Raw genomic sequence first — 12,596 nt, 5'->3', positions numbered from 1 at the left:
GGCACCTCCTCATTATTTCTTAACAAACTCTTTAAACTGTTCTAACGTCCACGTGTTGACGACTGTCTCTTTGTGCAGCCATGCTTTTTGAGCATAACGTACACCGATATCCATATATTTAAGTTGATCGATATGGTGGGCATCTGTGTTGATCGCAAGAGGTACGCCTTTTTCTTGTGCTAGTTTTAAATATTCTGTTTGCAAGTCCAGTCGATATGGATTGGCATTTAATTCAAGTATTTTACCGTTTTCTTTTGCCCATTCGATCAATGTCGGAACATCTGGATTATATCCATCCCGTTGTTCAATGATTCGTCCTGTAGGATGCGCAATCATATGGACATATGGATTTTTAATCGCATTATACAATCGCTCCATAATTTTTTCTTGAGGTTGAGTAAAACTTGAATGGATGGAAGCAATAACAAAATCTAATTGCTTTAATAAGTCATCATCAAAATCGAGCGACCCATCCGGTAAAATATCCATTTCGGTACCTGCAAAAATTTCGATATCTGTGTATTTGTTATTTAATTCGTGAATTGTCGCTATTTGCTTCAACAAACGCTCTTTTGACAGACCATTCGCTACTTTTAAATAATCGGAGTGATCCGTAATAACGATATGTGAATATCCTTTGGCACGACTAGCTTCGACCATTTCTTCGATAGAATGTGCACCATCCGACCAAGTAGAGTGCATATGGAAATCGCCTCTTATATCATTAAGCGTTACAAGTGATGACAACTGATCCAATTTGGAAAACTCTGAGCCATCCTCTCGAACCGATGGTGGGATAAAAGGTAAGTCGAAATAAGCATAAAATTCTGCTTCGGAGTCAAAATGCTGCATAGACCCATCTGCTAGTTCCACACCATACTCACTTATTTTCTTACCTTGTTCTTTTGCAATTTGTCTCATTTTAATATTATGGTCTTTAGAACCTGTAAAATGATTTAAGGCAGATGCGTATTGATGTAACTCCACTAAACGGAAATCGACGTCAATCTCATGTTCACTATTAAGTGTAACAGAAACTTTTGTATCTCCCGCCGCAATTACTTTTAACACCGGTAATTCTTTTAAAAGCACTTCTCGAACTTCTTGAGGTTTTGTTGTAGCGATGATAAAGTCAATATCTTTACTGGCTTCTTTGACTCTTCTGTAAGAACCAGCAACCGAATATTTTTCTATCGCCTGTATATTAGCAAGCTTACTTTCAATCATTTCAACAATCGGTTCCAGCTGCCAAACCGCAGTACGGTCTGGTTTAGATTGCAAGTTTTCAATTTCCTCGAGAATTTTTTGTTCCGTTTTCGCCGCAAATCCAGCCAAAGTTTGCACTTTTCTTGCTTCACAAGCTAATTTTAAGGCATCTATGGAGTCGATTTGTAATTCTTTATATAATTTCGCAATTTTTTTGCCGCCAAGCCCTGGTATTTTTAGCATCGGAAGCAAGCCACTAGGCACTGTTTGTTGAAGCTCTACTAGTAAAGAGGAAGCTCCAGTATTTAGTAAATCTTCAATAACCGCACCAGTAGCGGCCCCTATACCTTTTAGAGACAGTATATTATCCATCTCCGCTAAACTACGTGGATCTAGTTCTAACACTTGTGCAGCTTTTCGGAAAGCGGATACTTTGAATGGATTTTCTCCTTGTAATTCCATATATAAAGCAATTTTTTCTAATGTATTGATGATTGTTTTTTTATCCATGAGAACTACTCCCTTCATTGAAAAAACTTCCCTCTAGTGAGAGAAGTCACTTTTCTATATAGATATACCACCAATTCTTCACTAGTTCCGATAAAATCGGTGTATGTTCCAACATCCATCCGGTTAAAATGGAATTCGATATTAAATTTTGAACAAAATCGATTGGTAATAAAGCAAATACATATAGTAATACAAATAAAATAAAGTAAAACTCAATAAAACCTAAAACAGCTCCAACAAGATTACTTACAAAGCCAAGTATAGGCAAATACTTTAAGAAATCAAACATAGATGCGATCAATTGCAAAGCAAATTTCACCGCTATAAAAATAAGTACGAATGCAATCACTCGATAAAAGGTTTGGTCCAACTCCAAATTTTCTACTGCAATAGTTAACTTAGAACCAGCAGTTACGGCCGGAAATGGAATCCATAGAACAAATTTATCCGCAAGTGGTTTATAATAGGTGTACGCCACAATAAGTGAAATGATAAAACCAGTCATATGAATAAGTTGGACAATTAGCCCACGTTTTGCACCGGTAATCAAACCGGCAACTAATAAGATTAATAAAAGAATATCTAACATTTTTTCAGTCCTTTAACTTTTTCAATTCTGCTTCTAGTAATTCTAGTTGCTCTTTAACTTTTATGTAATCGTTTACGGCATTCACGGCAGTAAGCACCGCAAGCTTTGGAATATCTAGCTGACTATTATGTGCGTGTATTTCTCTCATTTTATCATCTACCATAGAGGCTACAAGTCGCATATGACCAGTAGTTTCGGAGCCTACCATATTATAGGTTTGCCCATATATATCAACAGAAATTCTCGTTTTTTGCTGTTCTGACAAAGCCATACCCTCCTTGCAAAAATCCTAATTACAATAATAACACGAAATAGATTACGATGTGAAGAAAGGAACAAACGAATGTCAAACGAAGTATTATTGATGAAACCCGATGAGATCGAAAAAGTAAAAGCGCATTATACCAAATATAAAGTAGAAAGATCTGCTCCTGGAGTTGTTTTCGCTGCAAAGTTAGCAGATACCGCAGTGACCATCTATAAATCTGGCAAGGTCATGTTTCAAGGAAATGGAGCAGCTAGAGAAGCTTCACTCTGGAGTGGAAATCCGAATAAACAAGTAGAAAAAGTAGCTAGTAGCAATACAAAAGGAGATAAATTAACAGAGAACTTTGCTTCTCTTTCAGTTATTGGTTCTGATGAAACTGGTACTGGCGACTATTTCGGTCCAATTACAGTCGCAGCTTGCTTTGTTCGTGAAGACCAAATCGAGCTTGTGAGAGAACTTGGTGTAAAAGATTCAAAAATGCTGACGGATGATATTATGCGTAAGATGGCTCCTGATTTAATGGCTACATTAACACATAAAGTGCTCGTGTTAAAAAATGAAAAGTATAATAACATACAAAGTCGGGGATGGTCCCAAGGGAAAATAAAAGCGCTTATGCATAACCAGGCACTTAAACATGTGCTTAAAAAAATGGCACCAGAAAAACCAGCCTTTATATTGATTGACCAATTCGCAGAACGGGGCATTTACTATAATCATATTAAAACGGAAAAAGAAATTATTCGTGAAAATGTATTATTTTCTACAAAAGCTGAGCAACTTCATGTTTCTGTTGCTGCCGCATCCATTATTGCAAGATATGCCTTTTTAAAAGAAATGGACCGGCTTACTGAAATAGCAGGTACGACAATTCCTAAAGGAGCAAGTAGCAAAGTCGATGAAATTGCTGCAAGAATTTATTTAAAACACGGGGAAGAGTTCTTAAAGTCAATCACAAAATGGCATTTTGCCAATACTGGAAAAGCGATGAAGCTTGCGAATAAGAGGAGATTTTAGCTAGATTAGGGAGATTTCTATGAGCCAAATAAAAAAACTGTTTTCCATTACTTTAAGAGGATTCCTATCTTTCGTTGTTTTTTTACTTATTTTTTTAATTTGGTCTTTTCTTACTAATGGAGACAATAGTATATTATTTAAAATATTTGTAGCATTATTTGTAGCTGGAATTTACGCTTTCGTTCGATGGGCATTATATTAAAGGAAAAAACGCCAGAAGAAAATGACCATTTTACTTCAGGCGTTTTAATTTTTATTTACTTGTTCCTTATTACTCTGTCAAGCCCGTTCTTAGTTTGTTTACACCGAATTCCAAATATCCTTTTAAACAAGTTAACATAAAAACCCAACCTTCTTTATTGCCAATTAGCTGGCTGATAAAGTCTGGATCTTCTTTATTGAATCCTTCTTCGCTAACTTCAACTACTGTACTTTTATCACTTTGGGCTATAAACGTTATTGTGACAATATGTCCATCTTCTTTTGGATCCCATTGATATACAATTTTTTGATTGTCGATGATTTCTAATACAGCTATCGTACCAATTGCATTATATTCTTTGTATTCCAATGTAATTGTTTTGCCTTGTTCCCATCTTTCTGAGCTCGATGAAAACCAAAAGCTCCCGATTTTTGTTGGATCTACGATTGCTTCAAACACTTCACTAGTTTGTTTTTCTATGCGCATTTTGGTAAGGTTATGCATCGTTCAATTACCTCTCTTTTAATAGCGTTTTGTATATCATACACGTTTAACAATTTTCTATTCCTAAAGCATTTTGCAACTGTTATCAATTTGCTTTAGATAGATTCTAAATTTAGTCATTCGTTGTTTTAATCATTTGCTATTAGGTTAGGTTCTACCGCTTTTTAATGTCGTTTTACGTTATTCTAAAATTTTCTTAATAATTTATATTTGCTTCTACTATAACCCGATTTATAAGCTCTTCTACCGTTTCATTTCTCGCTAGAGTAGGGCTTTGGCCTGACCAAAGCGACATATATTCTTTATTATTCTGAGCGGCAGAAGCCTTTCGAATCGATTGCGTTAGCGTATTTTGAACCGGAAAGTTAGGAATATCAGAATTATACTTTTGCATTTCAATTGTAAATTTGTTTGAAATGCCTCTTGCCCACTTACCAGAAAAAGCATTTGTTAACATTGTATCTTCGTCTTTTGCATTTAAAATTGCTTCTTTATGTACAGCATGAGCACCACTTTCTACACATGTTAAAAAAGCAGTTCCCATTTGTACAGCTTTCGCCCCTAATTTCAGAGACGCGCTTAGCCCTCTACCATCCATGATTCCACCTGCTGCTATAACCGAAATGGATACATGATCTGAAACTTGTGGAATCAATGACATTAAACCAATTAAGCTATCCTCGTGGAGACTAATAAAATTTCCCCTATGCCCCCCTGCTTCACTTCCTTGCACCACTACAGCATCCATTCCTAAATTTTCAACAGCCTGTGCCTCTACAACTGTTGTAGCAGTGCCTATCAATATAATTCCACGTTCCTTCAACTGTGAAATTATTTCAATAGAAGGAACCCCAAACGTGAAGGAACAAATTGGTACTTTTTCTTCTAAAATAACTTGGATTTGCTCCTCATACGCTTGAAATGTCTTTTCCGCACTAGGTAATATACTAGGCTCCTTATCTATTTGTAATTGGGAACGAAATGTATTTAATATGTTATTTGCTTTTTCTATTTCTTCATCAACCATTTTAAATTCGCTTGGCACAAATAAATTAACCCCGAAAGCATTTGATGTGAGTTCTTTTACTTCTCTAATTTGTTCACGTAATTGAGCAGGACTTAAATAGCCTGCTCCAATCATTCCAAGAGCTCCATTATTCGAAACAGCAGCAACTAATTTAGCTGTCGTAATTCCTCCTGCCATTGGAGCTTGGATAATTGGGTAATCTATTTTTAATCGTTTTGTTATTTCATTTGTAAACATTTGTGCACCCCTTTGCTAGTGAATATTTCTAATAATTCCTAATCAAGTTCCTTCTAAAACGCACACTTTATCTCAGTTGATGAACTATCTTTCCTTATATACTTTTTTGTACCATCTCAAAGCATCACGTTCAATCTCAGATGCTAGTTGTTCTTTTCCGTTAATATACGATTCAATATCGTAAGGAAACTGTTTTGCTAATTCTTCTTTTAAATCCCCATAATCCTTTTTAGCATTTGCATGCGTGCTTAAGTAATCTCGAAAAGCAAGATGTCGTTCAATGCCGGGATTGCCAACTTCGTATATATGTACATGATGCGTTCGATTATTCCCTCCCTTTTGAAAATACCTACGACCCGGAAGACCGTTTTCTCCTTTTGGTTCATAGCCAATTGCTGCCATTTGGTCGTTATATTCATCCATTATTGTAATATCTCGAACCACCGGCATTATATCGATAATTGGTTTTGCACTCAAACCATTTACAGAGGTGCTTCCAATATGATATATCATTTGAATTTCTGAACCAAAACTCTTTTGAAGCAGTATTGCTTCATCCTCAAACTTTTTCTTCCAATCCGCTGAATACGCTTCTACTATTACTTTACGCATATTTATTTTCTCCCTCTTGCAAATGTCTTTCTAGCATTTCTTTATGGGACTTTGAAAAATCGAGCAATTTAAATTGCCTTTCTTTTAAATCCTTAGTAATTCTAGTTGCTTTTTCTCGTGCTAAATCATACATTTCCTGAGTGATACTTCCACTTTCGAATGCTTCTTCCAATTCTTCTTCGTCCAACTGAATAATTTCTCCCGTCGGTAAGACTACAATATCTAATATTAAACCATCCATCCATGGAATATTATTTTCCATCCCAATTTCATAGCAAATATCAATATACCACTGCACGATTTCTCCATTTGCATCAAACATTGTAGTGACAGAATAGTTTTTCCCTACCGGAAAATGTTGGAGCCACATATAATTATTATCTACAATACAAATTCTCTTCTTTCCGTATTGTACTAGAAGCGGCTCTGTAACTTTAATCAAGATTAAAAGTGTAACATATCCTGTAAAATCCTTTGTCTCGATGTACTGCTGCGTATACTCTCTTTGAATAATGCGTTTCCAATTGGAACGATTCCCATATTTTCTTAACATACTGATTTCACCCCCTCTATTTTCTTCGCTCATTTCCACGTTTAAAGTTCCCCGTGATTTTCGCTAATATTAATTGTTCTTCTTTTTCGTCCTCTGCATCTTCTATTCTTTCTAATAATTTTTCTGCCTCCTTTCCTTTTAAAATCTTCACTCGTTTTCCATGATATTCGATGAAAACTGTATCATCTTTCGTAATTTGATAACTAAAAGGATTTTCATCCAAACGATTTCTTTTGTCTATATTACTCATCGTGTGACCCCCATATTTTTCTTATTATTCATTTTCTCTATAAGGAAGGATTTTTCCTCTTTACGATTCTATAAGTTAGTTAAATATGCTATGATATCCCTTCTGAATATTTTATTCACTTCCATAGTTAGATACAATTAAAGGAGTCATTTCCGTTCTACGTAAGGAGAATTAATTTGAAAGTACATGTTTTATTAAAAGGATATAACTTTTTATTTTTTGGTTTGCTTGCACTCTTTATTCCTTTTTTACCAGTATATTTAGGAGAACAAGGTTTATCCGCAAGTGAGATAGGTTTAATCATTGGAACTGGAGGTTTTGTGACACTCATTGCACAGCCTCTATGGGGGCTTATAAGCGACAAGACTAAAACCATTCGTAAAGTCATGTTATTTCTCGTTTGTTTTACTGCAATTTCGGGATACTTTTTATTTAACGTAAATAGCTATGTATTACTTGTTGTTTTTGCATTGCTCGTTTATTTTTTCCTCATGCCACTTGATCCACTGACAGAGAGTTTAAATTTTACGGTTTCTGAAATGGCGCGCATTAGCTATGGTTCCATTCGCACATACGGAGCACTCGGTTATGCTGTGTTGTCGTTAATTGCAGGTTTTGCCATGGATTATTTCGGTATGAGGAGCATTTCGATACTATTTGTTGTATTGGGGCTTATATCATTCGGCATTGTTTGGTTGATGCCAAATGTACAAGCTTCCTCGAAACCGATTACTATGGCTGGACTAAAACAAGTATTAAAAAATAAAGAGATGCTTTTATTTTTGGTATTGATATTTATCAGTTCAGTACCAGCACGTATGAACGATACATTTTTGGGTATCCATATGCTAGCCCTCGGAGGAGACACTTCTTTAGTAGGAATCACTTTTTTCATCTCTGCTACTAGTGAAATTGTTATTTTCGCTTTAAGTTTTTGGTGGCTTCGGAAAGGCAAGGAGCTTGAGATGATTACGATCGCGACGTTTTTCTATTTTGTCCGATTCCTAGCATCTGCATTTGTCACAAGTCCAATGCTACTAACGGCAGTTCAACTATTGCAAATGGTTACTTTCCCTATTTTTTATACGGCTGCAATCCAATATTTATACCAAATAATGCCGAAAGAATGGAGAGCAACAGGACAAACCGTACTTGCACTTTTATTTTTTGGATTGTCAGGTATTATCGCATCGTATGCCGGTGGTTATATATACCATGAACTAGGCGGCCATTCGTTTTATTTCATTATTTCGATTATGTCCTTTATCGGTGTTTTGTTTGGTATTTTTTTAATGGTTCGTAAAAGAAATAAATGAATGTGAATATAAAGGAGCTTAGCAAACAAAAATTGCTTGGCTCCTTTTTCTATTCCACTATTCAAACAAACATCATTATATTATACTATTGAAAATATTCTTATTTTTCATCGTAAAATAAATTATTACATAGTATAATAGAATACAGGGAAAGAAAACGCTTTCAAATACTTAAGATTTTATGAGGGGGATAACTATGGAACTCGTTCTCAATCAAAGACAAGAACAAAGTTTAACAATGACTTTTCAATTAAGGCAAGCCATTGAATTATTACAATACTCCACTTATGATCTTTACCAATATATAAAAGAAAAAGAATTAGAAAACCCATTGATAGAACTAGAAGAACATACAAAGGATTTTTCATCTGAAGAAAGATTCACTAGCAAGGTAGCATCCTCTAGTTCCTCTCAACAACTAATTGACTTTATTAAAAACAACGACATCTGCATGAGGGAAAAAATATTCAAAGAAGCAAAATTACTATTTAAAAACAAAGAAGAGCTGCAACTACTCCACTATATCATTTATAATTTAGATGATAGTGGCTATTTTCTTATAAAAGAATATGAACCTTTTAACGAAACCACTATCGAACAAGGTATTCATCTTCTCCAACAAATTGGCCCAGTTGGAATTGGTGCTAGAAGCTTGCAGGAATGCTTGCTATTACAAGTCACATATGAATTTCCAGAAGAAAAATTAGCCAAAACCTTAATCGAAAATCACTTAGATTTATTAGCAAATAGAAAATGGAACGAGATTGCACGTTACATGAAGATTCCCTTGGCAACTGTAAAGGAATTGTATGACTTTATTCAAACTCTAAACCCAAAGCCATTTTTCGGTATTTCTAATGAGTCAGTGGAGTATTTAAATCCAGATATCATTGTGGAGTATAAAGAAGGAAATCTCACGTATTATTTAAATGACGGCTATTTACCTGAAATTCATTTCAATAATGATTATGCAGGATTACTGCAAGAAAAGGATGAAACTTCCAAATACATAAACAACCAGTATACGCAATATAAATGGTTGTTAAGTAGTATTGAGCAACGGCGTTCTACAATATTGAAAATAGTAAAAGTGCTGCTCGAAAAACAAAAAGAGTTTTTTGCAGAAGGATTTAGTGCATTAAAGCCACTCACGTTAAAAGATATAGCTTCTGAAATAGATATGCATGAGTCTACTGTAAGTCGGGCAACGATGCATAAAGTTATTCAAACACCACGAGGCTCCTTTGACCTTAGATTACTATTTACATCAAAACTGGAAACGGCAGACGGAAGTTCTATTTCTCAAACAGAAGTAAAAGAACTTTTAGCCAGTTTTATCAAAAACGAAAACAAAACGAAACCTTTCTCCGACCAAAAGATAGCCGATTATTTAAATTCCGAAAAAGGGATTAACATATCAAGGCGGACAATTAGTAAATACAGAGAGGAACTAAATATCCCAGCTTCTAGCTTGCGCAAGGAAATAAGTGGTTAGGTTTCATAAAGAAAGGACAACGGATTTTACTTCGTTGTCCTTTCTTTTGCCAATGCTTTTAGAATACCGATTATTTCAAATCATCTGCCCGTAAAATATATTGTGCTAGTTCTTCCATTTGGTCCGAAATTGCACGGTCACTTTCTAAAGGAGGACATATTTCCCTTACTTTTTCTAGATAATCTCTAGTTGCAGGGGCTAATTGATTTTCAGCTTTTTCTAAGTAGATTGCTTGAGAAGCACAAATTAACTCAATCGCTATTACTCGCGCACTGTTATGGATTATTTCACGGGCTTGACGAGATCCGATTGTTCCCATACTTACATGGTCTTCTTGGTTTGCAGATGTCGGAATAGAATCTACACTCGCTGGATGCGCAAGCACTTTATTCTCCGAAACGAGTGCTGCTGCAGCATATTGTGCCACCATCAAACCACATTCTAAACCTGGATCTACAGCTAAGAAAGGAGACAATCCACTTAATTGTGGATTAACAAGTCTTTCCGTTCTTCGTTCCGAAATATTTGCCCATTCTGCCGCTCCTACTTTCAAGAAATCCATTGCCAGGGCAATCGGTTGACCATGAAAATGTCCACCTGAAATGATTTCGCCACTTTCTAAAATAATGGGATTGTCTGTCGCTGAGTTAATTTCAATTTTCAGTCTATCCTCAACATAATTAAGCGCTTGCCAAGAAGCACCGTGTACTTGCGGTATACAACGAATAGAATAGGCATCTTGCATTCGGATTTCTCCTTGGTGGGTAATCCGTTTACTTCCCTCCAACCAGTTTCTCATTCTAGAAGCAACCAATTCCAATTCAGGATGCGGACGCACAGCCAATAGTTCACTATCGAATGCAGAAATGATTCCTTGTAAGGCTTCCATCGTTAAACACGCAGCCATATCCGCAGCTAACCCAACACGCTCTGCTTCATTTAGAGCAACTACCCCAACTGCGGACATTGCCTGCGTTCCGTTAATCAAGGCAAGACCCTCTTTTGCTTCCAATGAAACGGGAGTTAAGCCAGCGCTTTTAAGTGCTTCTCCACCAGAAAGTATCTCTCCCTCATACTCCGCTTTACCTTCACCTATTAGTACGATGGCAATATGAGATAAAGGAGCTAAGTCACCACTTGCACCGACAGACCCTTTACATGGAACAACAGGATGAACACCTTTATTAATCATCTCTACTAATAATTGTAGTGTATCTTCTTTAATACCAGAGAATCCTTTTGCCAGTGCATTGGCACGAAGCACCATCATCGCCCTTACAACTGCTTTTGGTAATGGTTCACCAACCCCTACAGCGTCAGCTCGAAGTAAGTTTAATTGCAACTTGGCAATGTCCTCTTTTTCGATCTCAATATCACTTAACTTACCGAACCCCGTATTCACTCCATATATGACCTTGCCGTCGCTCAGTTGCTTTTCAATTCGTTCTCGACTTGCACGTACACGTATTAAGTCCGCTTCTGGTACTACAACTTTTGCTTCTCCATATACAACACTCTCTATTTTATGTCTATCTAACGTAAGCCCATCTAATTCTACTGTTTTGTTTACTTGCGGTCTTTCTAGCTCAATTGTTTTTTCACTTTTCATCCATGTCCACTCCTTCTATTCTTAAGCTTGTTTATGAGTTTCATACCATTGTTCAATTAGCGCTACAGTAAGTCTTCCGGTGTTTAGTAAGTTTTCTATACTAATACATTCTCTATATGAATGGATATTTTGGAATCCATTTCCTAATGTTAAACATGTCAAACCGTTTTCGTTTAGCACATTTGTATCTGCTCCACCAAGTGTTTTTGTAAGATACGGTTTTACGTTTATGTTTAAAGAAGCTGATTCAACGGTTTTTGTTAGTACATGATCTTTCGGAATATCAAATCCACTATATTTCTTTTCAATTCTAATATGGACGTTCCCGCCGTTTTTCTTTGCGGCTTTTTGCATTACTTCTTCCATATGTTTTAACTGTAGTTCCAATTTTTCTTTTGAAAAACTTCGAACTTCACCTGCTACTGTCACTGAACCAGGTATAATCGATGTTAACTCGCCACCTTCCAAAATCCCTATATTTGCGAGCGTCTCTTCATCAATAGTGCCGAGTTTCATGTTCAACAATCCTTCTGCTGCAATAAGAAATGCACTATTCCCTTCTTCTGCATTCAACGCAATATGCGCTGCTTTTCCTTGAACTTCCATCCAAATTCGACTACTATACGGTCCTTTTAAAATAATTTGTCCGACGTCTCCGCTACTATCAAAAATGTATCCAACTTTACTTTTTGCCTTACTATAATCCATGTGGGTTGCTCCAACTAGACCCGGTTGTTCATTGACCGTTAATATAAGCTCAATGGGACCATGCGGAACACCGCTTCCAATAATTGCCCGAACACCTTCTAAATAGGCTGCTAATGCTGCACGGTCATCTGCTCCCAATATCGTCGTGCCGTCGGAATAAATAACACCATCTTTAATAACCGGCTTTAAGTTTTCAGTAGGTAATACTGTGTCCATATGTGTGGAGAAAAATAATGGTGGAATTGATGAATCAGTTCCTTCTTTCCAAGCAATCAAATTACCAACTTCACCATTAAATTTTTTATGTGCGTTATCAAACTCAAGTGTAAATCCAAGTTCAGTTAAAGCCTTTACTACATAATCAGCTACAGATTGTTCCTTCATACTCGGACCATTTATTTTCGCAAGTTCCAGAAATAGATTTAGTAAACGTTCCTCATTTACTTGTTCTACAGCAGTAGAAGTGGATAATTGATTTTTCGTCATTGGAATT

The 12,596-nt window shown here is 36.1% G+C and carries 13 protein-coding genes; 3 read left to right on the top strand and 10 right to left on the bottom strand.

The window, feature by feature from the left end:
* Positions 1-12 precede the first annotated feature (12 nt).
* The 3 genes from polX to zapA are packed head-to-tail and all read right to left on the bottom strand — an operon-like array spanning position 13 to position 2,570.
* Positions 13-1,716 carry a DNA polymerase/3'-5' exonuclease PolX gene (gene polX, locus ACIQ38_RS07135; protein ID WP_402820156.1) on the bottom strand — a complete coding sequence of 568 codons (1,704 nt, stop codon included), beginning with the start codon at positions 1,714-1,716 and terminating at the stop codon, positions 13-15.
* A 46-nt stretch (positions 1,717-1,762) separates the two neighbouring features.
* Positions 1,763-2,305 carry a CvpA family protein gene (locus tag ACIQ38_RS07130; RefSeq protein WP_402820153.1) on the bottom strand — a complete coding sequence of 181 codons (543 nt, stop codon included), beginning with the start codon at positions 2,303-2,305 and terminating at the stop codon, positions 1,763-1,765.
* A 4-nt stretch (positions 2,306-2,309) separates the two neighbouring features.
* Positions 2,310-2,570, bottom strand: coding sequence for a cell division protein ZapA (gene zapA / locus ACIQ38_RS07125; protein ID WP_402820150.1), 261 nt, complete (start codon positions 2,568-2,570; stop codon positions 2,310-2,312).
* Positions 2,571-2,648: 78 nt separating this feature from the next.
* Between zapA and rnhC the strand changes: the two genes are divergently transcribed.
* Positions 2,649-3,590, top strand: coding sequence for a ribonuclease HIII (rnhC, locus tag ACIQ38_RS07120; protein ID WP_402820147.1), 942 nt, complete (start codon positions 2,649-2,651; stop codon positions 3,588-3,590).
* A gap of 271 nt (positions 3,591-3,861) precedes the next feature.
* On the opposite strand, the gene ACIQ38_RS07115 is transcribed toward rnhC, so the two are convergent.
* From ACIQ38_RS07115 to ACIQ38_RS07095, 5 genes are all read right to left on the bottom strand, one after another.
* Positions 3,862-4,296, bottom strand: a complete 435-nt coding sequence (locus ACIQ38_RS07115) for an SRPBCC domain-containing protein (protein WP_402820144.1) — start codon at positions 4,294-4,296, stop codon at positions 3,862-3,864.
* A gap of 196 nt (positions 4,297-4,492) precedes the next feature.
* Complete coding sequence (locus ACIQ38_RS07110; protein ID WP_402820141.1) at positions 4,493-5,560, bottom strand: NAD(P)H-dependent flavin oxidoreductase; 1,068 nt, start codon at positions 5,558-5,560, stop codon at positions 4,493-4,495.
* A gap of 84 nt (positions 5,561-5,644) precedes the next feature.
* Positions 5,645-6,172 (bottom strand): GrpB family protein, encoded by a 528-nt coding sequence (locus ACIQ38_RS07105; RefSeq protein WP_402820138.1) that lies wholly within the window; start codon positions 6,170-6,172, stop codon positions 5,645-5,647.
* Positions 6,165-6,725, bottom strand: a complete 561-nt coding sequence (locus ACIQ38_RS07100) for a ribonuclease FAU-1 family protein (protein WP_402820135.1) — start codon at positions 6,723-6,725, stop codon at positions 6,165-6,167. Before ACIQ38_RS07100 ends, ACIQ38_RS07105 begins: the two co-directional genes overlap by 8 nt.
* A gap of 16 nt (positions 6,726-6,741) precedes the next feature.
* Entirely contained in the window at positions 6,742-6,975 is a 234-nt protein-coding gene (locus tag ACIQ38_RS07095; RefSeq protein WP_402820132.1) for a hypothetical protein, read from the bottom strand.
* 176 nt (positions 6,976-7,151) lie between these two features.
* On the opposite strand from ACIQ38_RS07095, the gene ACIQ38_RS07090 reads away from it, so the two are divergent.
* Together ACIQ38_RS07090 and rpoN are read left to right on the top strand one after the other, a co-directional pair.
* Positions 7,152-8,291, top strand: a complete 1,140-nt coding sequence (locus ACIQ38_RS07090; RefSeq protein WP_402820130.1) for an MFS transporter — start codon at positions 7,152-7,154, stop codon at positions 8,289-8,291.
* Between the two features lie 196 nt (positions 8,292-8,487).
* Complete coding sequence (rpoN, locus tag ACIQ38_RS07085) at positions 8,488-9,786, top strand: RNA polymerase factor sigma-54 (RefSeq protein ID WP_402820127.1); 1,299 nt, start codon at positions 8,488-8,490, stop codon at positions 9,784-9,786.
* 70 nt (positions 9,787-9,856) lie between these two features.
* Here the strand turns inward: rpoN and hutH are convergent, their stop codons facing one another.
* Positions 9,857-11,395 (bottom strand): histidine ammonia-lyase, encoded by a 1,539-nt coding sequence (hutH, locus tag ACIQ38_RS07080; protein ID WP_402820125.1) that lies wholly within the window; start codon positions 11,393-11,395, stop codon positions 9,857-9,859.
* Between the two features lie 21 nt (positions 11,396-11,416).
* The gene (locus ACIQ38_RS07075; RefSeq protein WP_402820122.1) at positions 11,417-12,589 is read right to left on the bottom strand and encodes a M20/M25/M40 family metallo-hydrolase; all 1,173 of its coding nucleotides are present in this window, start codon (positions 12,587-12,589) and stop codon (positions 11,417-11,419) included.
* Positions 12,590-12,596 lie beyond the last annotated feature (7 nt).

This window comes from Psychrobacillus sp. NPDC096389 (genome assembly GCF_044762855.1).
GTDB lineage: Bacteria > Bacillota > Bacilli > Bacillales_A > Planococcaceae > Psychrobacillus.
This window is presented reverse-complemented; position numbering and strand designations above follow the sequence as displayed.

What these genes read in the sequence shown, in the direction of transcription:
- ACIQ38_RS07110 (WP_402820141.1), bottom strand. Translation starts at nt 5,560, where the DNA reads ATGTTTACAAATGAAATAACAAAACGATTAAAAATAGATTACCCAATT.
- ACIQ38_RS07130 (WP_402820153.1), bottom strand. Translation starts at nt 2,305, where the DNA reads ATGTTAGATATTCTTTTATTAATCTTATTAGTTGCCGGTTTGATTACC.
- ACIQ38_RS07075 (WP_402820122.1), bottom strand. Translation starts at nt 12,589, where the DNA reads ATGACGAAAAATCAATTATCCACTTCTACTGCTGTAGAACAAGTAAAT.
- ACIQ38_RS07115 (WP_402820144.1), bottom strand. Translation starts at nt 4,296, where the DNA reads ATGCATAACCTTACCAAAATGCGCATAGAAAAACAAACTAGTGAAGTG.
- hutH (WP_402820125.1), bottom strand. Translation starts at nt 11,395, where the DNA reads ATGAAAAGTGAAAAAACAATTGAGCTAGAAAGACCGCAAGTAAACAAA.
- ACIQ38_RS07100 (WP_402820135.1), bottom strand. Translation starts at nt 6,725, where the DNA reads ATGTTAAGAAAATATGGGAATCGTTCCAATTGGAAACGCATTATTCAA.
- rnhC (WP_402820147.1), top strand. Translation starts at nt 2,649, where the DNA reads ATGTCAAACGAAGTATTATTGATGAAACCCGATGAGATCGAAAAAGTA.
- polX (WP_402820156.1), bottom strand. Translation starts at nt 1,716, where the DNA reads ATGGATAAAAAAACAATCATCAATACATTAGAAAAAATTGCTTTATAT.
- ACIQ38_RS07105 (WP_402820138.1), bottom strand. Translation starts at nt 6,172, where the DNA reads ATGCGTAAAGTAATAGTAGAAGCGTATTCAGCGGATTGGAAGAAAAAG.
- rpoN (WP_402820127.1), top strand. Translation starts at nt 8,488, where the DNA reads ATGGAACTCGTTCTCAATCAAAGACAAGAACAAAGTTTAACAATGACT.
- ACIQ38_RS07095 (WP_402820132.1), bottom strand. Translation starts at nt 6,975, where the DNA reads ATGAGTAATATAGACAAAAGAAATCGTTTGGATGAAAATCCTTTTAGT.